Below are 25,964 nucleotides of genomic sequence, written 5' to 3'. Positions count from 1 at the left end.
GTTCGGTCTCGTCGGCGGCTGTGGGGGCTTCCTCGATCACGACGTGCGCGTTCGTGCCGCTGATGCCGAACGACGACACGCCCGCGCGCCTCGGCTCGTCCCCTGCCGCGTCCCAGGCCCGCTGCTCGGTGAGGAGACGTACGGCGCCTTCGGACCAGTCGACGTGGTCCGTCGGCTCGTCGACGTGCAGGGTCCGGGGCAGCACCCCGTTCCGCATCGCCATCACCATCTTGATGACGCCACCGACACCGGCGGCGGCCTGCGCGTGGCCGATGTTGGACTTCAACGAGCCGAGCCACAGCGGGTGTTCGGCGTCGTGACCGGCGCCGTACGTGTTGATCAGGGCCTGGGCCTCGATCGGGTCGCCCAGGCGGGTGCCGGTGCCGTGCGCCTCGACCGCGTCGACCTGCTCCGCGCCGAGGTCCGCATCGGCCAGCGCCTGGCGGATGACGGACTCCTGCGCGGGGCCGCTGGGCGCGGTGAGGCCGTTGCTCGCGCCGTCCTGGTTGGTCGCGGTGCCGCGCACGACGGCGAGGACGGGGTGGCCGTTGCGGACGGCGTCGGAGAGCCGTTCGACGAGCAGCAGGCCGACGCCCTCGCTCCAGCCGGTGCCGTCGGCCGTCGCGGAGAAGGCCTTGCACCGGCCGTCGGCGGACAGTCCGCGCTGACGGCTGAACTCCACGAACATGCCGGGGCTCGCCATGATCGCGGCGCCTCCGGCCAGGGCGAGCGAGCACTCGCCCTGCCGCAGCGAGCGCACCGCGAGGTGCAGCGCCACCAGCGAGGAGGAGCACGCCGTGTCCACCGTGATCGCCGGGCCTTCGAGCCCCAGCGTGTAGGCGATGCGACCGGAGGCCACGCTGCCGAACTGGCCCGTCAGGAGGTAGCCGTCGACGCCGCCCTCGGCGGCGTCCGCGAGCCGCGGGCCGTACTCCAGGCCGTACGTCCCCGCGAAGACGCCGGTGTCGCTGCCGCGCAGGGTCGTCGGGTCGATGCCCGCCCGCTCGAACGCCTCCCAGGCCGTCTCCAGGAGCAGCCGCTGCTGCGGGTCCATGCCCGTCGCCTCGCGCGGGCTGATGCCGAAGAAGCCGGCGTCGAAGAGACCCGCGTCGTAGAGGAATCCGCCCCGCGCCGTCGAGGACTTGCCGACGGCCTCCGGGTCGGGGTCGTACAGGTCCTCGTCCCAGTCCCGGTCCCCGGGGAACGGACCGATGGCGTCGGTGCCCTCGCTGACCAGCTTCCACAGGTCCTCGGGCGAGGACACCCCGCCCGGGTAGCGGCAGGCCATGCCGACGATCGCGATCGGCTCGCCGGGGTCGACGTCCGCGCGGCGGGCCGTGGTCGCGGGCGTCGCGGCCGTCCCGTACAGAAGCGCGTACAGATGCGCGGCGAGCGCGGCGGGCGTGGGGTGGTCGAAGGCGACGGCCACGGGCAGCCGCAGGCCGAGCGCCCCGGCCAGCCGGTTGCGCAGCGCGACCGCGGCCGAGGACTCGAGGCCGAGGTCCCGGAACGTGTCACCGGGCCCGCCGACGGGTGCGCCCCGGTCGACGCCGAGCGCGTCGGCGGTCTGCTCCCGCACGACCTCCAGGAGGCGCCGACGGCGCTCCTCCTCGGTCGCCGCGTCCAGTTCGGCGCGGAGCCCCGTGACGGAGCGGGCGGCCTCGGAGGCGTCCGCGGCGGTGTCGTACGGGGGCAGCTCCAGGTGCGCGGGCTCGTCCGCGCGGTCCTCCCCGCCCCGGTCGTGGCCCTCCTGGAGCGCCGCCGCCCGGGCGAGGTCGACGGGCAGGCCGTACGTCCACAGGTCGGCGAGCGTCGCCGCCAGCGCCTGCCGCCCGTCGCGGCCGCGCACCAGCGACCCGGCCACCACGACGTCCGCCGCCAGACCGGCGTCCTCGACCGTCTCCTCGACGGCCATCTTGAGCACGGGATGAGGTCCGGCCTCCAGGAACGCGCCGTGACCGTCCGCGAGCAGCGCGCGTACCGCCGACTCGAACTGCACCGGACGCCGCAACTGGCCTGCCCAGTAGGGCCCGTCGAGTTCCTTCGTGTCCACGGCGGCGCCGAGCGCGGAGGAGTAGAAGGGGATCTGGGACGCGGTGGGCCGCACCGTCCCCACCTCGGCGAGCAGCCGGTCCATGATCCCGTCCACCTGCGCCACGTGGACCGGCACGTCGGACCGGATCCGGCGGGTCCGCACGCCTTCGGCGGCCAGCACCGCCTCCAGCTCGCCGAGCGCCTCCTCCTCGCCCGACACGGTCACCGAGCCGGGACCGTTGACGGCGGCGAGCCCCAGCCGGCCGCCCCACGGCGCGAGACGCTCTCGCATCTCCTCGGCGGGCAGCAGCACCGCCACGATGCCGTGGTCACCCGCGAGCGCGTCGGTGAGGGCCGCACCCCACACCGCCGCTATCCGCAGGGCCTCGGCCCGCGACAGCGCCCCGCTCGCGTGCGCTGCGGCCATTTCGCCGATGCTGTGCCCGACCACCGCGACCGGCTCGACGCCCCTCGAGCGCCACTCCTCGGTCAGCGCGATCATGACGGCCACCAGGGCCGGCATCACGACGGCCGCGGACTCCAGCTCCGGCGCCCCCTCGACGCCCCGCAGGACGTCGAGCAGGTCCCAGCCGACCAGCGGCCGCAGCTCGTCGGCGCAGGCGGTGAGACTGGTCCGGAACGCCTCGGAGCCGTCGAGCAGGTCGACGCCCATGCCGTCCCAGTGCGCGCCGAATCCGGAGTACACGAAGACGGCGCCGGGTGCCGCGCCGTCCTCCGGCAGCCGGCCCCGCCGCACCTCCGCGTCGGCGTCCTCGGCCCGCCCGGCCGCCAGCGCCCGCAGCCCCGTGAGCAGCTCGTCGCGGTCCCGGCCGACGACCACGGCCCGGTGGCCCGCGGCCTCGTCGGCCGACGCCAGCGCGGCCGCGGCCGACGCCGGGGACAGGCCGGTGAGGCCGTCGAGCAGTTCCGCGGCCGCGGTGGCACGGGCTCGCAGCGAGGCCGGTCCGGGCGCCGAGACCGGCCACAGTACGACGGGGTGGGGTACAGCAGTCATCGTCTACCGTCTCCGAATTTCGGTGTGCGCGGGTTACAGGTCGAACGTGGATGGGGAGGGCCCGGCGGGGTCCTCAGGACCGGGCGCTGTGCTCGGCGGCGAGCAGCGAGGCGACCAGCCGGAGCACGATGCCGGGTGCGGTGCGGTGGAAGAAGTGCCCGCCGGCCAGGGTGAACACCCGGAAGTCGGCCGTCGTGTGGCGGGCCCACTCGGCGGCGAGCCCCGGTGTCACCAGCGGGTCGCTCGACCCGGCGAGGGCGCGGACCGGGACCGGCAGCGGGTCGGGCGCGGTGGCGGTGCCGGGTCCCGAGGTGTGGCTGTGCACGAGGCTCAGGTCGTCGCGCAGCACGGCGACGGCGAGCCGGAGCCACTCCGGGTAGCGCCGCACGAGGTCGGGCAGCCCGCCGAGGCCGGCCATCCAGGCCGTCAGCTCCTCGTCGGTGCGCCGCTCCGGGGGGACGCCGTCGGCCGGGTGCGGCCGGTGCGGGGGCGGGCAGGCACCGACGAGGAGCTGTCGGGGCGGGGTGAGGCCCCGCTCGACCCGCCGCCTGGTCAGCTCGTGGGCGACGATGCCGCCCATGCTGTGCCCGTAGAAGGCGTAGGGGGCGTCGAGCAGCGGGTCGAGCGCCTCGTCGAGTTCGTCGACGAGCCGCGCGAACTCGCGCAGCCTGGGCTCCTTGACCCGGTGCTCGCGGCCGGGCAGCTGCACCGGTACGACGGCGACGCCGCCGCCCAGTCGCTCCTGCCAGCCGGAGAAGGAGGAGGCAGCGCCGCCCGCGTGGTGGAAGCAGAACAGCCGCAGCGGCGCCCGGGTCGGGTCGGGCTGCCGGGGCAGCAGATACGCCGAGCGGGCCGGGGCCCGTCGGGCCGGCACGGTGGTGCCGGAACCGACGGAGGCACCGGTCATGTCTCCACCGTCCGCGCCGCCGCCGTGAGCACGAAGATGTCGTGGAGGCTGGTCGCCTCCAGGACCTGAGTCATCGGCACCCGCCGGCCGGTCTCCCGCTCGATCGCGGTGAGCAGCGTCAGCAGGTGGAGGGAGTCCCAGCCGGGGAGTTCGTCGAATCCGGCGCCGACGGTCGCGGGCGTGAGGGAAAGACCGATCTCGTTCTCCACGAGGATCAGGAAGTCGTCGAGGTTCTTCACTGGTGCAGCCCTCCGAGGCTCAGGGTCAGCCGGACGTGTTCCGGCGGCGCGGTGATGTCCGCCAGGTCGTGACGGAAGCGGACGGGCGAGCTGTCGGGGGCGCCGTCCGGGGCGGCCGGCGCGAAGCCGTTGGCGGGGTAGAAGTCCCGCACCTTGCCGTTCTTGGCCGAGGGCCGGTAGTCGGCCCGTGCCGTGCTCAGGCCCTGCTCACGGGCGTGGGCGAGCAGCGCCGACAGGCAGGCCTGCTCGATGCCCCGGGCGAACACCCGGCAGCTGAGCAGGAAGTTGTCGATGACGAGGGCGTCGTCGTCGCGGTGGGCGAGGACGGCGCCGACGACGCCGTTGTCGCCGAAGCGGTCGGCGGAGCGGATGGTGAGGACGAGGGAGCCCGGCGCGGCGGCCCGCTCGGCCACCTCGGCCTCCTGGAGCCGCTCGGTGGTCAGGTTGAACTGGTTCGTGCGCAAGGTCAGTTGAGAGACCCGGGCCACTTCGGCGGGCGAGGCGTCCGCGAAGCGCACCTGGACGTCGAGCTCGCGCAGGTAGTCGTCGAGGGACGAGAAGCTGTCCAGGAAGTCCTTGCGGTCCAGCTCCTCCCGGTACCGCTCGGGGCGCTTCAGGTCGTCGGCCGTGACGTCCCGTACGGTGAACCAGCCGTCCCGCAGCAGCTTCTCGACGTGCAGCGCCGGCTCGTCGTCGAGCGCGACCACCGCGACGTCCGGCAGTTCGCGGGTGACGAGGCCGCACTCGTACGGACTGTCGTCGGCGAACACGAAGCTGTCGACGCCGAGGTTCAGATCGGCGGCCAGCTCGCGCAGGTTGTCGTGCTTGGGGCGCCAGTTGGCGACCACGCGGACGAAGTCGTCCTCGCGCAGCGTCATGTCCGGGTGCGAGCTCAGCACCTCGCGCACCGGCTCCAGGTCGTTCTTGCTGACCGCGGCGAGCAGCACGCCCTGCGAGGCGATCTGCCGCGCCGTGCGCTGCAGCCTGCGGAAGGCCTCGCCGCGGTAGGAGCCGGACACCTCGATGCCCTCGATCCCGTCGTCGCCGAGGATGCCGCCCCACACCGTGTTGTCCAGGTCGAGGACCAGGACCTTCTTCGACCGCCCGGTGGCCGCGCGGAGCACGTCGGCCAGCTCGCCCGCGTACGCCGCCTGCGCCTGGGGCGACAGCTCGGTGTGCGTGTAGACGCCCAGCCGGTCGTCGCGCAGCGGCAGCTCCGCGCCGAGCAGCGGGTCGAGGTCGAGGACGGTCAGCGAGGGGTGCCCGTCCATCAGGCGCAGCAGGCGCGCGTTGGCCTCCCGCCACACCGCGCCGAGCCGGGCCCGGTCGCGCAGCGCGACCAGCTGCGCCGGCCACTCGCGCGGCAGGGGGAGCGTGTTGAGGACGAGCGTGCCGCGGCCCGCGCCGTCGAACACGCCGGCGAGGCCGTCGAGCAGCCGCAGCTTCTCGTCGAAGACCCGGGCCACGTCGTCGGGCCGCCAGGCCTGCGGGACCTCGTCGAAGACGACGGAGGCGTCCAGGAGGCACACGACGGCGTCGGGCTTCGCCGCGTACAGCTCGCTCCCGGTGTCCGACAGGTCGAAGACGTAGCCGTCGAAGTCGGACACGTGGGGGCGCAGCAGCAGCCCGTGCCGGGCCAGCTCGGCGGTGACCGGCGCGACGAGTCCGGACACGGTGCTGTGCCCGGTGAAGGCCACCGACACCACCGGTGTGTCCGGGTGCTCGGCGAGCACGGCGTCCGGGCCGATGCGGGCCAGCAGGTTGCCCGCCCAGCGCCGCCCGGCGGCGTCGGCGCCGACCAGCGCCCGTACCTTCGGGTACTCGGCGGCGACCCGGCCCCGCTCGTGCAGCGACCGCAGCGTGTCGTCGTCGTCCGTCTTCTCGACCATTCCCAGCTCTCCCGTACGTCGGGTGCGACGTCGGCCATGCTTGGTGAGCGTTCTAAAGCCGCCCTTACAGCCGCCTGTGCCGGGACTTGTGGATCTCGGCTCGCGGGGCGGGAGGCAGGAGGGAGCACGGCTGGCCGAGGCCGACGACCCGGCGAGCGCATGTGCCAGGCCCAGGTGCCCACCTCGATCCGAAAGGCAGGCCCTAGGGCCTCTTAAGCCATGGTTTGGAAGGCCCGCCTAGATCTTGCTCCGCACCACGGCGTGATCGGCGGCCGGCCGAACCGGCTGTCGCAGCGACCGCGATTCATGGAGGAACGCATGGCTACCGCACTGACCGCCGAGCTGGAGTTCGACCTCGACCTCGACCTGGAGGTCGTGATCCAGGACGCCCCCGCGATGGAGGCCAAGTCCTTCACGGGCACCGGCACCTGTCTCTCCTGCCCGGTGACGTCCTGGCACTGCTGATCGGCCCCATCGGCTGATCACACGCCGAGCGGCACGGCCCTCCGGGGCCGCGCCGCCCGGCGCACCCATGTCACTGCCCACGCACGCACAGAACGGACCGGGGACGGACACGTGACGGACAGCGGGATCTTCGACGCCGCCGGGACGGTGCTGCTGCGCGCCGCCGCCCGCCCCGTACCGCCCGACGCGGGCGCGCCCCCCGTGCCGCCCGTTCCCGGCGCCGCCGATCTCGCCTCCGACGAGGCGCTGCGGGCCGAGGTCGCGCGGCTCACGGCCGATCCGGTGTTCCTCGCGGCGGTACGCCTCGCCAGCCCGAGCCTGGCCGACGAGGCCGAGAAGACACGGGCCGGGACGCCGGTCAAGCGCAAGCGCCTCCAGCGGACGGTCGTCGCGCTCACCAAGTACCGCCTCCGCACGACCTTCCGGGCCACACCCTTCGGCCACTTCGCGGGCGTCGCGCTCGCCCGCACCGACAGCGGCACCGGCGCCGACGTCGTGCGGGAGGTGGGCGACGCGCACCGGACCGCGAGCCGCCCCGACGCGGCCTGGCTGCACGGCCTGCTCGCCGACGAGGTCGTCGCGGCCCCCGGCCTGCGCGAACGCGGCGCCCTGATCGCCGACCCGCTGCGCACCGTACGCGACGGCCGCGTGATCCTCGTGGACCAGCACGACCCCCACGGGAAGCGCCAGTTGGCGCACTCCGTGCGGTCGAGTGCGGTCGTCGCCCACGTCCTGGAGCGGACCGCCGGACCGGTCGCCTGGCCCGACCTGGTCGCCGGACTCGCCGAGCACTTCCCCCAGGCCCCGGCGGCGACCGTGGAGCGGACCGTGGAGCAACTCGTCCGCAGCGGTTTCCTCGTGAGCGATCTGATGCCGCCGCCCGACCACACGGCCCCGCTCGACCACGTCCTCGACCGGCTCGCGGGCGTCGACCACCCGGTGCCCCGGGCCCTCGCCGGGATACGGGACGGGCTCGCCGCCCTGGACACGGCCGCGCCCGACGACCGCGGGGCGGCGCTCGCCGAGGTCACCGCCCGGATGCGGGCCCTGCGCGAGGCCGACGACCTGATCCAGTCGGACCTGCGGCTCGACACACGGCTCGTCCTGCCGGCGCAGGTCGGCCGCGAGGCCGAGCGCGCCGCCGCCGCCCTCTGGCGGACCACCGCCACCCGGCCGGGCATGCCGCACCTGCGCGCCTACCACCTCGCCTTCCTGGAGCGGTACGGCACCGAGCGCGCCGTGCCGCTGCTCGAACTCCTCGACGAGGCGCGTGGCCTCGGCCTCCCGGAGTCCTACCGGAGCGGCGCGGGCGCGGACGGCGCACCCGCCGAGCCGACCGCGCCCACGGCGGACGGCCGCCGCCGCGACCAGCTCCTCGGGGAACTGGTGCTGGCCGCCCTGCGGCACCCGGACGGGGCCGGGGACGGCACCCCCGAGATCGTCCTCGACGACACGACCCTGGACGCCCTGGGCGCGCGGAGCGGACCGACGGACGGGGCCGCGACCGAGCGGGGCGTGCCGACCTCGCTCGAACTGGGCGCCGAACTCGCCGCCGACAGCTGGGAGGCGCTCCTCGCGGGCGACTTCCACCTGGTCCTGGGCGCGAACCCCGGTTCGCCCCGGGCCGGTGCCACCTTCGGCCGCTTCGCGCCCGTCCTCGGCGACGGCGGCGCGGCGCTCGACGCGATCGTGGCGCGCGCCGAGGGGCATGACGGGGAGCGGGTGCCGGCCCCGAGCGGCGAGCTGGTCGCCACCGTCGCGTACCGGCCCCGCGTCGCCCGCTCCGCGAACGTCGCCACCGTCCCCCCGCTGCTCCCGTACCGCATCCCGCTCGGCGTACCGGCCTCCGCCGCGGGCGACCGCGTCACGGACCTGCGCCCCGAGGACCTCGCCGTCCACGCCGACCTGGACCGGATGTGGGTCGTCCACGCGCCGACGGGCCGCACGGTGCGCCCGGTGTCGCACTCGATGCTCAATCCCCAGAGCGGCCATCTGCCGTACGTGGCACGCTTCCTGCTCGAACTCGGCTACGAGGGCCACGACTGGTGCGCCCCCTGGAACTGGGGTTCCTGGGCCGCCGCCCCGGCCCTGCCCCGGGTCCGGCTGGGCCGCGTCGTCCTCGCGCCCGCCCGCTGGCTCCCGGACAGCGCGCTGTCCGAGGACGCGGCGGCCCGGACCGACGGCACGGGTCCCGGCTGGCGCGAGGCGGTCGCCGCGTGGCGGCTGCGCCTCGGGGTGCCCCGGTACGTGCTGCTCGCCCGGGCGGACAACCGCGTCACGGTCGACCTCGACGACCCGCGCCACCTCCTCGTCCTGCACGACGAGGTGAAGCGGCCGCGGGGCCTGGTGGTCAACGAGTGGTACGGGGGTCCGGAAGGCACGGGCTGGTTCGCCGGGCCCGACGGCCCGCACGCCTGCGAACTCGTCGTCCCGCTGTTCGCCCGCGGCTCCCGCGCCCCGGCCGCCCCGCCCGCCCCTCCCACGCCGCCCGCCGCCGGTCCGGCGCCCGGACGGCGGGCCGTACTGCCCGGCGGCGAGTGGCTGTACGCCAAGCTGTACGTCCCCGACGGCCTCCAGGACCAGGTCCTCTCCCGGCACGTGAGCCGGCTCGTCGACTCCGACGCGGCGCGCGCCGCCGGGACCGACGCCTGGTTCTTCCTCCGCTACGCGGACCCCGACCCGCATCTGCGCCTGCGCTTCCAGGGCAAGCCGGAGACCCTCTGGCCGGTGCTGCTGCCGGCCGTACGGGAGTGGGCGGAGGAGCTGCGCGACGCCGGCCTGACCGACCGTCTGGTGCTCGACACGTACGACCCGGAGACGGAGCGGTACGGAGGCCCGGCGGCACTCGCCCACGCCGAACGGGTCTTCCACGCGGACAGCGCGGCCGTCCTCACGCAGCTGGCCGGGGGCGGCGACGGCGTCGGGCTGCCCGTGGTCACCCGGGCCGCGCTCGGCATCCTCGACCTCCTCACCGGGCTCGGGAGCCCCCAGGAGGCCCTCGACTGGCTCGGCGACCCCCGCTTCCTGACCCGGCGCTCGGAGGTCGCCCGCGCCACGAAGGAGGCCGTGGCCGACCTCTACGCCGTGGCCGACCTCTACGCCGTGGCCGACCCCTCCGAAGCGGCCGCCCCTTCCGCCGCCGGGCCGCGTTCCGTCCGCGCCGAGGCCCTGACGGCCCTCCGTGGCGTCCTTGACGCGCACCGCCGGGCCCCGGTCGCGCTGAGCCTCGCGCACATGCACTGCAACCGGCTCGTCGGCCCCCGCCGCGAGGAGGAGATCCTCGCGCACGTGACGGCCCGTGAAGGCCTGGCCCTCGCCCTGAGCAGGAAGAGGCACCGCCGATGACCCACCCCCACCGGAGCACTCCGGACACCGACCCTCCGCCCACCGCCCCCGTCTCCGCCCCCGGCGCGCGCTCGCGCGGTTCCGCGTGGCGGGTCGTGCTCGACGTCGCCGAGCGGCTGCGCGATCCCGAGCGGGTCGCCCGGGTCACCGCGGAGGAGTTCGCCGGGGTGCCGGCGGAGCTGATGCTGCCCGGGTGGCAGCCGGCCTCCGTCCTGCTCGGGCATCCGGGCGTCGCGCTGCTGCACGACCGCTGCGCCCGGCACGACGGCGCCTGGCGCGCCGCCGCGCACGCGCATCTCGCCGCCGCCACCACGCTCGCCCCGCGCGAGGGACCCGCGGCCGTCGGGAACCTCGTGCTGCCCGCCCTGCTCGGCGCCGAGGCCACCGGCGGCTACGCCCGGCTGCTCGAACGCGGCACCGGCGTGCTCGCCGACCACGCACGGGCCCGCGCCGCCGCGCTGTCCGAGCGCCGGGACGCGGGGCTCTCGTACCTCGACTACGACGTCGTCGCGGGCCTCACCGGCCAGGGCCGCGTGCTCCTCGCGGCGGCCGTCCGGGGCGACGAGCGGGCGGCGGAGGCCCTGGCGGACGTCCTCGCCCTGCTGGTCGCCCTCACCGAACCCCGGCGGGTCGACGGCGTCGAGGTCCCCGGCTGGTGGTGCTCCCCCGAGCGCTACGCGGTGCCCCGCGACCGGGCGGCCTACCCGCGCGGCGACTTCAACGCGGGCGCCGCCCACGGCGTCTGCGGCCCGCTCGCCCTCCTGTCGCTGGCACACCGGGCCGGCCACGGCGCCCCGGGCACCCTCGACGCGCTCCGCCGGATCACCGACTGGCTGGGCGGCCACGCCTACGAGGACGGGCACGGCTCGGTCGCGTGGCCCGGCCGGGTCGCCTTCGACGAGGAGACCGGTGCCGCGCCGTCCGCCCGGGGCGCGACGACGCGCGCCGGGTGGTGCTACGGCACCGCCGGCATCGCGGGCGCGCTCCACCTGGCGGGCGAGGAGCTCGGCGACGAGGCCCTGTCCCGCCGGGCCGTCGACGCGATGACCGCGCTCCTCGCCCGGCCGCTCGTCGCACTCGGAGAGGACGACCCGGGTTTCTGCCACGGCCTCGCGGGCGTCCTGCACGCCGCCGTCCGGCTGGCCGAACGTACCGGCGAGCCGGCGCTGTGGCGCGGCGCCGACCGTCTGGCGGACGCGCTGGTCTCCCTCCACGACCCCGAATCGTCCTTCGGATACCGGCAGTTGGTGCGCACCCCCGGGGGTACTGTCGTCCTGGAGAGCCCGTCCCTCATCGACGGCGCCGCCGGGGTGGCCCTGGCCCTCCTCGGGTACGCGGAGGCCTCGCGCGCCGAGGGAGCGCGGCACCCGGCCGGAGCCACGGACTGGGACGCGGTCTTCGTGACCTCATGAGCACCATGAGCACCGCATGACCGACCTCGACGACAAGAACGACGACAAGAACGACGGGATGACCGAGAGCATGGGCCGTCTGCTGGCCATCAGCGACCTCCACGTCGCCTACCGCGAGAACCGGGCGATCGTCGAGTCGCTGCGGCCCACCACGGACGAGGACTGGCTGCTCGTCGCCGGCGACGTCGGCGAGATGTCCGAGGACATCGAGTGGGCCCTGTCCCTGCTCGCCGAGCGCTTCGCGCGGGTGGTGTGGGCACCCGGCAACCACGAGCTGTGGACCCCGAAGGACGACCCGGTCCAGCTCCGCGGCCAGGAGCGGTACGAGCACCTGGTGGCACTGTGCCGCGGTCTCGGCGTCCTCACGCCCGAGGACCCGTACCCGGTGTGGCGGGGCGAGGGAGGTCCGGTGACGGTGGCGCCCCTCTTCCTGCTGTACGACTACTCGTTCCGGGTGCCCGGTGTGACCACCAAGGAGGAGTCCCTCGCCCGCGCCGAGGAGAACGGCATCGTCTGCACCGACGAGTTCTTCCTCCACCCCGATCCGTACCCGAGCCGCGAGGCCTGGTGCGAGGCCCGCGTCGCGCTGACCGAGGAGCGCCTCGCGGCCCGCGACCCCGACCTGCCGACGGTGCTCGTCAACCACTACCCGCTCGTCCGCGAACCCACGAGGATCCTGCGCCACCCGGACTTCGCGCAGTGGTGCGGCACGGAACGGACCTCGGACTGGCACCTCCGCTTCCGGGCCGGCACGGTCGTCTACGGGCATCTGCACATCCCCCGGACCACCTGGCATGACGGGGTGCGCTTCGAGGAGGTGTCGGTCGGCTACCCGCGCGAGTGGAGCAGGCCCCGCCACCCGAAGGTCGGCCTCCGCCGGATCCTGTCCGAGGAGCCCGCGCGAGGGGCGGGCCGGTGATCGAACGTCTGGTGCCGCAGGGCGTCGCCGCCGTGGACGCCTTCGAGGACGTCGCCGAGCCCGGCGACCTCCACCCTGAGGAGGCCGCGCTGATCGCGAGGGCCGTGGACACCCGGCGCCGCGAGTTCACCACCGCCCGCCGGTGCGCCCGGCGGGCCCTGGCCGGCCTGGGCGCGCCGGCCGCTCCGCTGCTGCCCGGCCCGCACGGCGCACCGGTCTGGCCCTCGGGCTTCCTCGGCAGCATCACCCACTGCGCGGGCTTCCGCGCGGCCGTCGCGGCCCGCTCGTCCACCGTCGCCGCCCTCGGCATCGACGCCGAACCGAACGCGCCCGTGCCCGAGGGCGTCCTCGACGCCATCGCCCTGCCCGACGAACGGCGGCATCTGAGCGAGCTGGAGCGGTCGCGGCCCGAGGTCCGCTGGGACCGGCTGCTGTTCAGCGCGAAGGAGGCCGTGTACAAGTCCTGGTACCCCTGGACCGGGCAGCGCCTGGACTTCGAGGACGCGTCCCTCACCTTCACTCCGGACGACGGCACGAGCGGCGGCTTCACGGCCCGCGTCCTGCCCCCCGCCCCACGGGGAGCCGCCCTGCCCGGCCGGTTGGAAGGGCGCTGGCTCGCCGAGCGGGGACTCCTGCTCACCGCGATCACCGTCCCGGGGCGACCCGGGTGAGCCGGCCGCCCGGCGGACGGCCTGGGGCGGATGCCTAGCGAAGGGACAGCGACCCGCTGCGTCACGCCCTTGCGTGAAGGAGCCTCGCTCCCCGGGACAAGGGCCCCGCAGCGGCCCCCGCGGTCGCCGGTCGTGGAGGAGTCTCCCAACCCCGGCGATTCCCCCTGGTCAGATCCGCCAAGGATGGAATCCCCCTCTCATGATCGCACTTCAGGCGGTCGCCTGCCTCTGTTAACTGATCACATGCCGGTGGCGTGGAACACGGCTGTGCGACCGGTCGGGGGGCGGCTCGTTGCCGCGTCGAGATGTGGGGGGATCACATGGGTTCGCTGGTTTTGCCGGATGCCGACGCGGCGGGGGACGACAGGTTCGACTGGTTCTGCGAGACGGTGTACCGCGACTTCATGCCTGTCATGCTCAGCACACCCAGTACGGCCGACTTCCGGGCGGGCGTGAGGGAGCTGGACCTCGGCGTGGTGCGGCTGTCCTCCGTGGCCTGCTCGCCCGTGGTCTCGCGCCGCACCCCGACGCACGTCCGGCGCGCCGACCCCGAGTACCTGCAGCTGGGATTCGTCAGCCACGGCGAGGTCCGGGTCTCCCAGCACGGCAACGACTCGGTGATCGCGGGGGGACTCGTCCTCACGGACACCTCGCGACCGAGCGAGGGGGCCTGCACGGACGGCCGGATCGAGACGGTGGTCCTGCACATCCCCCGTCAGTCGCTGGCACTGAGCCCCGACCGGGTGGCCGGTCTCCTCGCGCGGAGCCTGCCCGCGGACGCGGGGTCGGGGGCGATCCTCGCCGACTTCCTGATGACGCTGCACGCTCAAGGGCCGCGATGCCGCCCGGAGGAGCTGCGCGCCCTGGGGACCGTCGCGCTCGACCTGACCACGGCGTTCCTCGCGCGCCGCCTCGGTGACCCCGGTGAGGCGCCGGGTGAGGCGCGCGCCCAGGAGACGCTGCGGCGGATCTACCGGTTCGTCGAGACCAACCTCGGAGACCCGGGACTGACGCCCGAGGCGATCGCCGACCGGCACAGCCTGTCCGTGCGGGGTCTCCACCGGCTGTTCGGGGACGAGCCCCGGACCGTCGCGGCGCACATCCGCCAGAGCCGTCTGGAGCACGCCCACGCCGACCTCGCCTGCGGCGAACTGAGCGCTCAGCCCGTTCACGTGATCGCCGCGCGCTGGGGGTTCTCCAGTGCGACCGGGTTCAGCCGGGCCTTCCGCGCAGCCTACGGAATCACCCCCGTCGAACACCGCGCGTCCTCCCTGGTCGCCCCGCGGCACGCAGAGGACAGAAACACGGCACGCCCTGCACACCACGGCGCGTCGGCCGGGCCTAGATTCTTCGCTGGAGACAGCGCCACAGCGTGAACGGAGCCACGGGACAACAACCCGGCCCGACGCCCGGAATGCCATCGACAGTGGCATCGGCCTTTTGACCGCCGCGTCTCCGTGCCCCTCGCCCTTTCCGCGAGGAGGCGTCCGACATTCAGCTCAGGGGGACACATGAGCGTGCGCAAGAAGGCCGCCACCACCGTCGCGGCCGCTGCCCTGGCCTTCGCCGGAGTGCTGGGCTCGGCGGGCCAGTCGTTCGCCGGATCGAACGGCCAGCAGCTCCACTTCCACGACACCAGCACCGTCGTCTACTCCATCCGCGTCCAGGGCTACAACCAGAACGGCGACGCGGTGTCGGCCTGCTTCATCACGCCGAGCAGGGACACCTGGATCAGCGGGTGGTGGTGGAAGGGCGAGGTCGGCGTCACCTTCTACCGGAACAACTCCTGCTCCTTCGCCACGTACTACGGCGACGAGGTCGTGTCGGTTCCGGCCGAGCAGAGCGGCGACTGGACGACCTTCTACTCCTGCCCCCGCTCCGTGCCCCCGAGACGAAAAGGAGAACAGAATGCGCATGCCGACCGGACTCGGCCGCTTCCTGCGCCGTGCTGTCGGGTTGATCGCGGCGAGTGTGGTGGTGACCCTGTCCCTGCCGTCCTCGCCCGCGTCCGCGGCCATCGGCACCGACTGGCAGAGGCTCACCAACCTGAACGCCACCAAGTGTCTTGAGGTCGCCGACTGGAGCACGGCCAACGGTGCCGCGACCCGGCAGTGGGACTGCCACCTGGGCTACAGCCAGCAGTGGTGGTTCGCCGGCAACGGCACGCTGATCAACGCCAACAGCGGCAAGTGCCTCGAGATCGCCGACTGGAGCAGGGCGAACGGTGCTCAGGCCCGCCAGTGGGACTGCCATGGCGGAGCCAACCAGCGGTGGGAGTGGGCCGGCACCACCACCTGGGACGGGCTCGACGTGATCGCCCTCATCAACGTGAACAGCGGCAAGTGCCTCGAGATCGCCGACTGGAGCAGGGCGAACGGCGCTCAGGCCCGTCAGTGGGACTGCCACTACGGGGACAACCAGCTCTGGTACGCCGGCGACATTCCCTAGCCCGCCGGAATCCCTTGGCGCATCCGGCTGGACGAAAGAGAGGAACACACTCATGATGCGACGCGTTTCGGCGATGGTCGTCGCCGCGGCGTCCCTGCTCGGCGCGGGAATCACCATGGCCGCGCCCGCGCAGGCGGCCTCCTGCACTCCTGACAACGCCTGTCTGTACTCGGACTCCGACTTCGAGGGGCTGAAGCGGGACGACTACAGGTCCCAGTCCAGCTGGGCGTCCATCCACTACGACGGCTTCCCCGACGCCTACCTCTACTGGAGCGAGAACTGGCCGCTCAACGTGAGCTCCGTCGACAACTGGGACGTGGACACCAGGATCTCGGTGTACTACCACTCCCAGTGGACGGGCCCCTGCTTCAAGATCGCGAACTACGGCTCCGTGAGCAACCTGGCCTACGTCACCCTGAGCAGCGGCCAGAACGCCAACGACGTGATGGACGCGCACCTCTTCGGCAACAACTGCTCGGGGACCGTGTACGACTCGTCCAGCTCCTGATCCCCGGCCCATGACCGTGGTGGGGCGGAGGCCAATTCCGCCCCACCACAGCACGTCGATCACCCTTCAGAAGGCGAAGGGCGGCGGACCCGACCTGGAGGGCCTGCGCAAAGCCGTCGCACGCACCCGCGAGGACCTGGCCACCGCACGCGAGGGCCTGGTCGCCGCGCGGGCGGCCTCCGGCCCCATGGTCCCCTCCGGCGAGGTCGCGTTCCTGGAGAGTTTCCCGGCGCGGGTGACGGACCTCCCCGTACGGCTCGGCTCCAAGGTGCAGGGAACCGTGATGACCGTCGCCGCGGGCCCCCTGGTGGTGCAGGGCTACGTGCCCGACCACCAGAAGGGCCTCATCAGGGCGGGCCAGAAGGCGGAGATCCTCTCCGAGATCGACGGCGCCACCGCCACGGCCTCCGTACGGTCCCTCGCCACCACCCGTACGACGCCGCGTTCCGACGGCGACGCGCCGGACGGACAGCCGGACGGCGGGCCGTCCGACGCGGACGGCTATCTGATGACCCTCGCGCCGGGCCGGCCGCTGGAGGCCGCATGGACCGGGCAGAACGTCCGCCTGACCGTCCTGGCCGCCTCCACCGGCGGCAAGGTCCTGGTCGTGCCCGTCGCCGCGGTGTCGGCGGGTGCCGACGGCTCCACCGCCGTCACCGTGCTCGACGGCGACGGCAGGCAGCGCCGGGTCCGGGTGAAGCCCGGTACCTCCGGCGACGGGAACGTCCAGGTCATTCCCCTGGACAGCGGGAACCTCGGCGAGGGAGACCGGGTGGTGACCGGCGTCCGGACGGACGCCGCCGTACCGGAGGCCACCGGATGACCGCGTCCCCGACCCCGTCCGAACCGCCCGTCATCGAATTCCGGCAGGTCGGCCTCACCTATCCGGGGCCGCCGCCCGTACAGGCGCTGCACCCCGGCGACCTGGCGGTCCACAGGGGCGAGTTCATCACCGTCGTCGGCCCCTCCGGATCGGGCAAGTCCACGTTCCTGAACATCGCCGGCCTCCTCGACAGCCCCACGTCGGGCAGCTACCTCCTCGACGGCATCGACACCGGCCGGCTCAAGGACACCGAGCGCACCACGGTGCGCGGCCGCCGCATCGGGTTCGTGTTCCAGGCGTTCCACCTGCTGCCGCACCGCAGCGCCCGCGAGAACGTCGAACTCGCCATGGTCTACGGCGCGGCCCCCCGCCACGAGCGCCCCCGGAGGGCCCGCGAGGCGCTGGCCCGGGTCGGCCTCGGCCACCGGACCGACGCGCTTCCCACCCGGATGTCCGGCGGCGAACGCCAGCGGGTGGCCATCGCCCGGGCCCTGGTCGCCCGGCCCTCGCTGCTCCTGTGCGACGAGCCCACGGGCAACCTCGACACCGGCAACGCCGAGGCGGTGCTCCAGCTCCTCGAGGCCCTCAACGCCGAGGGCATCACGATCGTCCTCATCACGCACGACCCGGCCGTGGCCGCCCGCGGCCGTCGGACCGTCACCATCCGGGACGGCGTACTGAGCGAGAGCGAGCAGGCCCGCACATGCTGAACCGGAACGGCAAGACACGGCAGGCCGCGCCCCCGCCGCGCATCGGGCGCTCCGCCTTCGTGCCACGCGACCTGCTGGCCGAAGCGCTGGCCGGAATGCTGCAACGCCCCGCCCGCTCCGCGCTCACCACGCTCGGCACCGTCCTCGGCGTCGGAGCCTTCGTCGCCGTCCTCGGCCTCACCGCCACCGCCTCCTCACAGATCGACTCCCGCTTCAACGTGCTCTCCGCGACCGAGGTGACGGTCGAGGACATCGCCCGCGAACAGGACGAGTTCGCCGACGCGGCGTTCCCGGACGACGCCTCGGAGCGGGTCGAGCGGCTCAACGGGGTGCGGCACGCCGGCGTGCTGTGGACGGTGCGGCCCCGGCGGGGCACGCCCGAACTCATCGTCGCCGCCGCCCCGGTGGGCGGCACCGGCGGGGAGGCCCTCGCCGTGGTGGCCGCCGCCCCCGGCGCCCTGCGCGCGGCCGAGCCGCGTCTCTCCCAGGGCAGGCTGTACGACGACTTCCACACCGGCACCCGGCAGCGCGTCACCGTGATCAGCTCGGGCATCGCCGCCCGGCTGGGGATCACCACGCTGGAGACCAGACCGGCGATCTTCATCGGGGGGCAGCCGTTCACCGTCGCCGGCATCGTCGAGGACGTGCAGCGCAGGCCGGACCTGCTGCTCTCCGTCCTCGTGCCGCCCACCACGGCGGTGGAACTCTGGGGGCGTCCCGTCCAGGACACCAGGATGCTCGTCGCCACCGACCTGGGCGCCGCCCGGCAGGTGGCCGGGGAGGCGCCCACGGCGCTGCGTCCCGACCACCCGGAGTACTTCAAGGCGGTTCCGCCGCCCGACCCGCAGAGCCTGCGGTCCTCCGTGACCTCCGACCTCGAACAGCTCTTCCTGCTGCTCGCCGGGGTGTGCCTGGTCATCGGAGCGGTCGGGATCGCCAACACCACTCTGGTGGCGGTCCTGGAGCGCACCGGGGAGATCGGCCTGCGCCGCGCCCTCGGCGCCCAACGGCGGCACGTCACCGCCCAGTTCCTCGCCGAGTCGGGCACGCTGGGCGCGTTCGGTGGACTCATCGGCACGACCATCGGCACGCTGTCCGTCCTGGCGGTGGCGCTGATCAGGCACTGGACGCCGGTCATGCACCCGGTGGTCCTGGTCGTCGCCCCGTTCGTCGGCCTCGCGACCGGAGTCGTCGCCGGGATCTATCCCGCCCGGCGTGCGTCCTCCGTGCAACCGGCCGAAGCCCTGCGCGGCTGACCGGGTCAGACGGGTGGCATCAGGTCGCTCTCGCTCACGGTGCAGGTCAGCGGCGGGTAGCGGAAGTCCGTCTCGTCGTTCTCGCGGCGCCTCAGGCGGTAGAACGCGCGGCTCTGCTCCTCGTCGGCCCGCACTAGGCGCTCGCCCTGCGGGAGGTGCGGGTGGCCGTCGTGGTACCGGACGAGGGTCTTCGACGTACGGAAGGTCACGCCCAGCCAGGTGTTGGCGGCCCTCCGGTCGGGAGTGTCCAGGACGATCTTGTGCTTGAGCAAGCGGTTCGAGTCGACGGAGAACACGACGACGCCGTGGTGGGCGAGGGGGACCTCGAACCTCTCGCCGCCGGGGCCCTTCGACGCGAGGACGAGTTTCCTCGGCGGGCTCTCCTCGGGACGCTCGTAGCAGGAGAAGACGGCGATGAACGACTCGTCGGCCAGATCGAGGGCCTGGTCGGAATGCATGCCCATGGTGGTGCAGGCGTTCGTGTAGCTCTCGATGAGGGCGTTGTTGAAGCCGGGGGGCAGCGCCGCCACCGCTTCGATGCGCCGTGCCAGCCGCTCGTGCACGGGACGGAAACGCTGCGCCGGGCCGCCGTATCGCGTGGTCGTGCGGACGAGCGGCACGGCGCCCGTCTCGTCGACCCTGGTGAGCGTGGTGCCCCGGCGCCCCTTCCCCACGTCCTCGAAACGCGCCGACGCGGACAGCTCCGGGAAGAGGTTCTCCTCCTCCGGCAGCGCGTACGACATGATCCGGCCCGGGATCTCAGACGCGGGGGGCAACGTAGTCTCCCGTGTTCATGCTGAACCGGAACCGGTCGCCGTAGTCGATGAAGGACGAGCTCCTGTTCTCCTCGGCGTACAGCCCGCGCAGCTCGTCCATGCCGGCCTCCGTGGGCGGCTCCAGCCGCACCGGACCCCCGGCCGCCTCCAGGAACGTCTGCCCGTCCCGGTGCACGGCCTCGGTGCTCGAACAGCGCACCACGTATCCCAGGCGGGTCGGAAGCGACTCCGCGTCCAGTGCCGAGGGCCGGACCTCGTGCGTGTACAGGCGGTTGGTGGACAGCGGCATGAAGAAGACGGAGCCGGGATGGAGGGTCACGCCGAACTGCGGGGGGAGCGCGGCCCCGTCGAGCCGGGCGGTCGCGTCCTTCAGGCGGAAGCGGAGCCGGGTCAGTGCGCTGACCCCCCTCACGCCGTGGTCGAAGGCGTCCCCGGCCAGCGGTTCGAGTTCGTCGAGCCGGTCGTAGAAGGTGCAGAAGGCCATGACGCCGTTGACGGGCATGTCCTTGGTCTTGTCGGCGTGCGACGCGATCCTCGCCTTGGACTGCTTGCGCCCCGGCGTGGCGAGGGTGTTGTGGTACGTCTGCGCGAGCACGTGATTGAGCGGGGCATGGTTCCGGAAGACGGCGGCGGCCTCGCGGTTCAGCGCCTCGACGATCTGCGTGTCGGTCGGGCCGAAGTTCTCGGTCGGTCCGGAGAGGTTCGTGGAGCACCGGAGCAGGCGGAAGCGCAGGGCGTCACCGTCTCGTGTGACGGGCGTCAGATAGACCCCGGTGCGACGGGCCGTCCCGGGCTTGGTGGACTCCGTCAGGGACTGGAACGCGTGCTCCGCCCTGATCCGTCCGAAGTGATCGGCGCCGGGCTCGAAGAACCGGCGGTAGTGGACGCCGACGCCGTGCACCCGCACCGGAACCCGGCCGAGGCCGATGAGGGGCCAGGACGCCCCGGCGTCGTCCTCGCGGTGACCGTGGGAGAGCTCCCGGACGACGAACACCCGTGCAGCGACGTCCAGTCGGCGGGCGCTGATCGCGGAGATGTCCCCACAGAGGTAGACGGTCCCGCCCGCGAGGTCGTGCGCGCCGGAGGCGAGGTCCTCCGGCGTGATCGTGGATCCGAAGAAGTCCTTGACCGGATCATCGTCCCGCGGGGTCGACGGCGCGACCAGGGTGTTGCCGGCATCCTCGATGCGGGCTTCCGCCGTCTCTGCCGCGTCCATCGGCTCAGGCACTGCGCCGGGTCGCCGCCAGGGCGTCCTTGACCTCCTGGGCCACGCGGGCCGCGTCCTCGGGGTTGTTCACGATGTCCGTGTGGTTCATGTCCACGACGAGCACCTCGCTGGCCGAGTAGTGCTTGTGCACCCAGTCGTCGTAGCCGGACCACAGGGTCCGGTAGTACTCCACGAGGCTCTCGTCCTGCTCGAAGTCGCGCCCCCGCAGCCCGATGCGGTGCAGCACCGTCTCGAAGTCCGCCTTCAGGTAGACCATGAGGTCGGGCGCCTTGCGGTACGGCAGGCCGTCGATCTCGCGCATCATCTCGTCGAGCAGCCCCTCGTACACCCGCATCTCGAGGGCGCTGATCCGGCCCAGGTCGTGATTGACCTTGGCGAAGTACCAGTCCTCGTAGATGGAGCGGTCGAGCACGTTGTCGCCCTGCTTGTACGCCTCCTTGATCGAGGCGAACCGCGTCTGCAGGAAGTAGAGCTGGAGCAGGAAGGGGTAGCGGTTCGCCTGGATCTCCTCGGGGCTCGCCGAGTAGAAGAGCGGCAGGATCGGATTGTCGTCCACGCTCTCGTAGAAGACGTCGCTGCCGAGCTCCTTGGCGAGCAGTTCGGCCACGCTCGTCTTGCCGATTCCGATCATGCCACCGACGCAGATCACCGGCATACCTCACTTCTCCCTGGGGGTCTTCTGTTCGTGGGCGGGGGCCGGGCCTCCCGCACCACTGAGACGCCCGTCGGTGGTCGCGCGATTCCCCAGGGAGGTCGTGATCGACGTCATGGGTTCCGGTACGGGGACCCTGACGTGGACCAGTCCGCTCTCCTCGACCGGTGGCCGCGTTGCGGCGGCGCGCGGCGACAGGATGTAGCCCCGTGACCGCCATGAATTTTAGATGACGATCGGGGATCCGGGCCCACCCCCGTGGGGCGGTCCCGGATCCCGTCCGGAGAGGCGGCCGTCCGCCGCGTCAGGCGCCCAGCGTGATCAGGGCCGCGATCGCCGGACCGAAGGCGCCGCCCAGCTGGTAGCAGAGGTTGAACAGGCCGATCGCCGTGGGACGCTGCGCCGCCGGCGCCGCCTGGGTGGCATAGACCGCGAGCGTGGCCTGGCCCGCGCTCGTCGTGAGGACGGCCAGCGTCGCCACGAGGAGGAGCAGCGGTGCCCAGGGGGTCAGTACGGCGGTGAGGGGGGCCAGCGCTCCGAGGACGAGCAGGATCGCGAGGACGCGCGGGCGGCCCAGCCGGGCCGAGGCGGCGGCCAGCGCCATGGAGAGCGCGGAACCCGCGAGGAGAGCGACGAGCTGCCCGGTGCCGATCGTGGAGGTCGACCAGTCGGTACGGTCGCGGAGCAGCTGCGGGACGGTGAAGAGCAGCGTGAAGTACGAGGTCGCGAAGGTGCAGGCGAGCAGGGCGGAGAGGACGAAGGCCCGGGTGCGCAGCAGGGCCAGCGGGACGAAGCCCGTGGGGTGGGACCGGACGTGCAGGGCCAGGAGCGCGGCCGTCAGGAGCGAGGCGGTCACCGCCGGGAGCGGGTGGCGGGGGATGAGCACCAGGGCCGTCGCCGTCAGGACCAGCAGGGCGGCGCCCCGGCCGTCGAAGGGCGTGCTCTCCCGGGGGGCGGAGAGGTCGGCGCGGCGCACGACCGCCGGCAGGGCCAGGAGGGCGACGGCCCCGACGGCGAGGGAGGCCCGCCAGGAGACGGCATCCGCTATGGCCGAACCGAGCAGCGGTCCGACCGCGCCGAGCGTGCCGAAGCCGGCGGTGATGACCCCCATGCGGCGGACCGATCCCGCCAGGCTCATCGCCGCGGTGATCAGGCCCGCGCCGCCCGCCGCCTGGGCCGCCCGGCCCGCCATGGCCAGCGGCAGCCAGGGTGTCACGGCGACCACCGCGGTGCCGGCCACGATCAGGGCCGCGCTGAGCCGGAGCGTGACGCCCAGACCGCGGCGCCGCAGCAGGCCCGCCATCAGCGGGGTTCCGACTGCCATGGCCCAGGCGAAGACCGTGACGAGCCAGGTGGCCGTGGCCGTACGGATGCCGAGCGAGGCGGCCATGTCGGGAAGGATCAGGACGGGGCTGTTGGCGCTCGCGGCGACCGGAGTGGCCAGCAGCGCCAGCCACACGGCGGGGACCCGGCGGGGGGCCGCGGCGGGGGCCGGGGCGGCGCGGAGGGCGAGGTCGTACATCGGCGTGCTCCAGTCGTTCAGCCTTGATAATCTCAACGTTGAGATAAAAGCAGCCCGACTCTCTCAACGTCAAGTGTCTTAACGTTGAGAAGATGTCCATTGAGAGGAGTGCGGCGATGAGCGATGCCGTGGACGCGATCGTCGGCCAGTGGGCCAAGGAGCGCCCCGACGTGGTGGAGGACCTCTGGCCGGTCCAGCTCTTCGGGCGGATCCAGCGGCTGGCCCGGGTGGTCGACAGGTCCGCCAAGGCCGCGGCCGCCGCGCACGGCGTGGAGCACGGCGAGTTCGACGTGCTCACCACGCTGCAGCGCTCCGGGCCGCCCTACACGCTCACCGCGGGGGCCTTCATCAAGGCGTCCATGGTGACCTCCGGTGCGATCACCAACCGCATCGACAGGATGGAGGCCAAGGGGCTGGTCGAGCGCGTACGCGACGGCGACGACCGGCGCACCATCAAGATCCGCCTCACCGAGCACGGGCACGAGGTCACCCGGGCCGCCTTCGCCGACCATCTGGCGAACTACGCGCAGCTGCTCGCCGACATAGACCGGGACCAGGTCGACCAGGCAGCCGAAGCCCTGCGGCACGTGCTGGAGACCCTCGGCGACACGACCATCGAGTGACGCGCCGGGGCGGGCGACACGAGAGGTGCCCGTCCTCGCCCGGCCGGCCGCGCGTTCAGCCCCGGAGCACGGCCCGGGCCAGGAAGTGGCGGGCGGCGTCCTCGTACGCGTCCACGCGCCAGCCCGTCGTCTCCAGAGCGGGCCGGAGGTTGCCCTCGGCGAGGAGGTCGTCCGGGTCGAGGGGCCGGTTGTTGCGGGCCGCGCGTTCGGCGCGGCCGGAGGGGTGGAAGAGCAGCAGGACGGCGTCCGGGGCACTGACGCGGCCCCATTCGCGGAGGGTCGCCCGTGGGTCGGGCACCTGGTCGAGCAGTCCTGCGGAGAAGATGCCGTGCACGGACCGGCCGGGCAGCGGGAGCCGGTTGCAGTCCGCGGCCAGCAGGTGGCCCTGCCGGTGCCGGGCGTGCCGGGCGGCGGACGCCAGCATCGCCGGTGTCACGTCGACCCCCACGACCTGGCCCGTCGGCCCGACCTGCGCGCGCAGCGCCGGCATGGCTCGCCCGGTGCCGCAGCCGAGGTCCAGGGCCCGGCTGCCCGCCCTCAGCCGCATCCGCGCCACGGCGGCCTCGTAGGCGGGGGCCTGGTGGGCGAAGCGCTCCTCCCAGTCGCCCGCCTGGCGCGTGAAGTGGGCCCGGGTGGTGGTGTGTGCGGAACGGGCGGCCACGAGGGCGGCGAAGCCGCGCAGGAGCCGCTCGCCCCACGGGCCGAGCCGACCGCCGTCCAGGAAGCGCACGCCCCACGTGGTGGTCCCGAGGCGGAACGCCTGCGGAGGGTGGCCCGCGCGGCCGGCGAGGGCGACGGCGTCGGCCGGCGGCGGGAAGGGCCCGGGCGCGGGGAGCGGTTCTGCCGGGAGCGGGCCGCACGTCGCGAAGAGAGGGTCCTTGCCGGCCGCCGGGGTCAGGACGATCCCTGGTGTGGAGCGCCCGGTGCCGCCCGGGTCGGCGACGGCTCCCGCGTCCGCCAGCAGCCGGGTGCCCGCGCCGAGTGCCAGCACGGGCACCTCCGCGGCGAGGGCGTCCCGGAGCAGGGCGCGCACGGCGGTGACGCCGGCCCGGGGCACGGCGAGGAGGACGACGCCCTCGACACCCGCCAGGCCGACGGCCGGGGACGCCTGGTGCACGGGAGGTTCGGACCGGACCTCAAGCCCCGCTCCGGTGAGTGCGGTCCTCACGCCGCCGGGAGTCTCCACCGCCGGATCCCGCACCACGACCACCGCCATCACGCACTCCTCGCATTCGAGCCACCCAAGGCCTTTACAATGGCATTCGCTGCAAGGATGCGCCGAATCATGCGCATATGCCAGACCGTCTCTCGTCATGAGGCGAGGTGTGCCGGGTTCAGCGAAGGGCCGGGCGGGCGCGACGAGGCCCCCTGCGCACCGAACACCGCGAGCGGTGCGCAGGGGCCTCCTGGCCGGCTGTACGTCGCGGTGAGAGCCACTCCGCCGCGCCGTGCCGGTGCGATGGAGTCAACAGTGCCCGCGTGGCCGGAACGACTGGACGCGTCCACCGAAATCGGAGGTTCGAGGCCCGCGCGGGTCCGGTGGATCGTCCAAGGGGGCCTCTTCCCGCCGGTCTCCTCCGGTGCGGGAGCGGCCACCCCTGGCAGCAGGGCCGCCGCCTTCGTGTCGCCGTCCGGCGAGGCCTGTCCCGCCCGCTCGTACTCGCCCTCTGATGCGATAGGCGCACCTGAGCGGAGATCGCGGAAGGAGTATCGCAATTGCGGTGGCGACCGTCGAGGAATCGGATCTTCTGCGGGCTCCGGAGCCATTGACGAATGAAGTGGCTCACCGTTCCGGGGGGAGAAGAGTGGCAGCTCAGAGGGGTCATGGGCGTGGAATGCCGGCATCAGGACGCATCCGCGGAATGCGCGAGGAGAACGCGTCCGTTCGGCTGGCGGATGCGATGCGTACGGAGAAGGGGAATTCCCTTTCCGGTAGCTTCGGCCGTAGGCAGGTCACAGAAGTGATGACTGTTCGTTACCGGCTGTGTGAGGCGTGTTCCATGACCCTGTCCATTCGTAACCAGCTCCCCGGCACCGTCACCGCCGTCACCGCGGGAGAGGCCATGGCGTCCGTGAAGGTGCGCCTGGACGGCGGTCAGGACATCACCGCCGCGATCACCGTCGATGCCGTCAAGGACCTTGGCCTGGCCGAGGGTTCCGCGGTGAAGGCCCTGGTGAAGTCCACCGAGGTCGCCCTCGCGACCGCCCCCGTGGCGGGCATCTCGATCCGCAACCAGCTCGCCGGCTCCGTCACCGAGGTCTCGACCGGCGGTGCCATGGGATCGGTGAAGGTCTCCGTCGCGGGCGGCGAGCTGACCGCCGCGATCACCAAGGACGCGGTCGAGGACCTCGGCCTGAACGCCGGCTCCTCCGTCGTCGCCCTGATCAAGTCGACCGAGATCTCGCTGGCTTCCGCCTGATCGCACCAGCAAGCGTGGGGGGGGGGGGGGGCCCCCCCCGGCGGGGCCGCCCCCCCGCCCCGCCCCACCCCCCCCCCCCCCCCCCCCCCCCCCCCCGTGTGT

At 73.6% G+C, this 25,964-nt stretch carries 22 protein-coding genes; 13 read left to right on the top strand and 9 right to left on the bottom strand.

All coding sequences use genetic code 11. From position 1 onward, the window contains the following. The 4 genes from ACFV2S_RS02620 to ACFV2S_RS02605 all read right to left on the bottom strand — a co-directional run. The coding region (locus ACFV2S_RS02620) for a beta-ketoacyl synthase N-terminal-like domain-containing protein (RefSeq protein ID WP_385553534.1) at positions 1–3,049 on the bottom strand (3,049 nt) is incomplete at its 3' end. A gap of 73 nt (positions 3,050–3,122) precedes the next feature. After that, the gene (locus tag ACFV2S_RS02615; RefSeq protein ID WP_385553532.1) at positions 3,123–3,956 is read right to left on the bottom strand and encodes a thioesterase II family protein; all 834 of its coding nucleotides are present in this window, start codon (positions 3,954–3,956) and stop codon (positions 3,123–3,125) included. Beyond that, positions 3,953–4,195: an acyl carrier protein gene (locus tag ACFV2S_RS02610; protein WP_383785580.1), complete on the bottom strand. Its 243-nt coding sequence runs from the start codon at positions 4,193–4,195 to the stop codon at positions 3,953–3,955. The genes ACFV2S_RS02615 and ACFV2S_RS02610 overlap by 4 nt, the downstream gene beginning before the upstream one ends. After that, entirely contained in the window at positions 4,192–6,084 is a 1,893-nt protein-coding gene (locus ACFV2S_RS02605; RefSeq protein WP_385553530.1) for an HAD-IIIC family phosphatase, read from the bottom strand. The genes ACFV2S_RS02610 and ACFV2S_RS02605 overlap by 4 nt, the downstream gene beginning before the upstream one ends. 318 nt (positions 6,085–6,402) lie before the next feature. Between ACFV2S_RS02605 and ACFV2S_RS02600 the strand changes: the two genes are divergently transcribed. From ACFV2S_RS02600 to ACFV2S_RS02550, 11 genes are all read left to right on the top strand, one after another. After that, positions 6,403–6,549, top strand: a complete 147-nt coding sequence (locus ACFV2S_RS02600; protein ID WP_383785573.1) for a hypothetical protein — start codon at positions 6,403–6,405, stop codon at positions 6,547–6,549. A 111-nt stretch (positions 6,550–6,660) separates the two neighbouring features. After that, on the top strand, positions 6,661–9,894 hold the full coding sequence (locus tag ACFV2S_RS02595; protein WP_385553528.1) for a lantibiotic dehydratase: 3,234 nt from the start codon (positions 6,661–6,663) through the stop codon (positions 9,892–9,894). After that, positions 9,891–11,306 (top strand): lanthionine synthetase C family protein, encoded by a 1,416-nt coding sequence (locus ACFV2S_RS02590; protein WP_385553526.1) that lies wholly within the window; start codon positions 9,891–9,893, stop codon positions 11,304–11,306. Before ACFV2S_RS02595 ends, ACFV2S_RS02590 begins: the two co-directional genes overlap by 4 nt. Before the next feature lie 16 nt (positions 11,307–11,322). After that, complete coding sequence (locus ACFV2S_RS02585; RefSeq protein WP_385553524.1) at positions 11,323–12,225, top strand: metallophosphoesterase family protein; 903 nt, start codon at positions 11,323–11,325, stop codon at positions 12,223–12,225. Continuing rightward, a complete protein-coding gene (locus tag ACFV2S_RS02580; RefSeq protein WP_385553522.1) occupies positions 12,222–12,896 on the top strand; it encodes a 4'-phosphopantetheinyl transferase in 675 nt (224 codons plus the stop codon). The genes ACFV2S_RS02585 and ACFV2S_RS02580 overlap by 4 nt, the downstream gene beginning before the upstream one ends. Before the next feature lie 320 nt (positions 12,897–13,216). Next, entirely contained in the window at positions 13,217–14,272 is a 1,056-nt protein-coding gene (locus ACFV2S_RS02575) for a helix-turn-helix domain-containing protein (protein WP_385553521.1), read from the top strand. Between the two features lie 532 nt (positions 14,273–14,804). Then, positions 14,805–15,344, top strand: a complete 540-nt coding sequence (locus tag ACFV2S_RS02570) for an RICIN domain-containing protein (protein ID WP_385553520.1) — start codon at positions 14,805–14,807, stop codon at positions 15,342–15,344. Between the two features lie 52 nt (positions 15,345–15,396). Beyond that, complete coding sequence (locus tag ACFV2S_RS02565; RefSeq protein WP_385553518.1) at positions 15,397–15,852, top strand: hypothetical protein; 456 nt, start codon at positions 15,397–15,399, stop codon at positions 15,850–15,852. Between the two features lie 10 nt (positions 15,853–15,862). Continuing rightward, positions 15,863–16,675 carry a hypothetical protein gene (locus ACFV2S_RS02560; protein WP_385553516.1) on the top strand — a complete coding sequence of 271 codons (813 nt, stop codon included), beginning with the start codon at positions 15,863–15,865 and terminating at the stop codon, positions 16,673–16,675. Next, on the top strand, positions 16,672–17,385 hold the full coding sequence (locus ACFV2S_RS02555; RefSeq protein ID WP_383785508.1) for an ABC transporter ATP-binding protein: 714 nt from the start codon (positions 16,672–16,674) through the stop codon (positions 17,383–17,385). The genes ACFV2S_RS02560 and ACFV2S_RS02555 overlap by 4 nt, the downstream gene beginning before the upstream one ends. Beyond that, positions 17,379–18,641, top strand: a complete 1,263-nt coding sequence (locus tag ACFV2S_RS02550) for an ABC transporter permease (RefSeq protein ID WP_385553514.1) — start codon at positions 17,379–17,381, stop codon at positions 18,639–18,641. Before ACFV2S_RS02555 ends, ACFV2S_RS02550 begins: the two co-directional genes overlap by 7 nt. 5 nt (positions 18,642–18,646) lie before the next feature. Here ACFV2S_RS02550 and ACFV2S_RS02545 read toward each other — a convergent pair whose 3' ends face one another. From ACFV2S_RS02545 to ACFV2S_RS02530, 4 genes are all read right to left on the bottom strand, one after another. After that, positions 18,647–19,417: a hypothetical protein gene (locus ACFV2S_RS02545; protein ID WP_385553512.1), complete on the bottom strand. Its 771-nt coding sequence runs from the start codon at positions 19,415–19,417 to the stop codon at positions 18,647–18,649. Then, positions 19,401–20,633, bottom strand: a complete 1,233-nt coding sequence (locus tag ACFV2S_RS02540; RefSeq protein WP_385553510.1) for a hypothetical protein — start codon at positions 20,631–20,633, stop codon at positions 19,401–19,403. Before ACFV2S_RS02540 ends, ACFV2S_RS02545 begins: the two co-directional genes overlap by 17 nt. Before the next feature lie 4 nt (positions 20,634–20,637). Continuing rightward, positions 20,638–21,300 carry a deoxynucleoside kinase gene (locus ACFV2S_RS02535; RefSeq protein WP_385553508.1) on the bottom strand — a complete coding sequence of 221 codons (663 nt, stop codon included), beginning with the start codon at positions 21,298–21,300 and terminating at the stop codon, positions 20,638–20,640. A 301-nt stretch (positions 21,301–21,601) separates the two neighbouring features. Next, on the bottom strand, positions 21,602–22,819 hold the full coding sequence (locus tag ACFV2S_RS02530) for an MFS transporter (protein WP_385553506.1): 1,218 nt from the start codon (positions 22,817–22,819) through the stop codon (positions 21,602–21,604). 116 nt (positions 22,820–22,935) lie between these two features. Between ACFV2S_RS02530 and ACFV2S_RS02525 the strand changes: the two genes are divergently transcribed. After that, positions 22,936–23,442: a MarR family winged helix-turn-helix transcriptional regulator gene (locus ACFV2S_RS02525; protein WP_385553504.1), complete on the top strand. Its 507-nt coding sequence runs from the start codon at positions 22,936–22,938 to the stop codon at positions 23,440–23,442. A 55-nt stretch (positions 23,443–23,497) separates the two neighbouring features. Here the strand turns inward: ACFV2S_RS02525 and ACFV2S_RS02520 are convergent, their stop codons facing one another. Next, positions 23,498–24,658, bottom strand: a complete 1,161-nt coding sequence (locus ACFV2S_RS02520; RefSeq protein WP_385553502.1) for a methyltransferase domain-containing protein — start codon at positions 24,656–24,658, stop codon at positions 23,498–23,500. A 784-nt stretch (positions 24,659–25,442) separates the two neighbouring features. Here ACFV2S_RS02520 and ACFV2S_RS02515 point away from each other — a divergent pair. Further along, a complete protein-coding gene (locus tag ACFV2S_RS02515) occupies positions 25,443–25,862 on the top strand; it encodes a molybdopterin-binding protein (protein ID WP_385553500.1) in 420 nt (139 codons plus the stop codon). Positions 25,863–25,964 lie beyond the last annotated feature (102 nt).

Source organism: Streptomyces sp. NPDC059695, assembly GCF_042733785.1.
In the GTDB taxonomy this organism is placed as follows: domain Bacteria; phylum Actinomycetota; class Actinomycetes; order Streptomycetales; family Streptomycetaceae; genus Streptomyces.
Note: the sequence above shows the minus strand (reverse complement) of the source record. Positions and strands in the feature narration are given on the sequence as shown.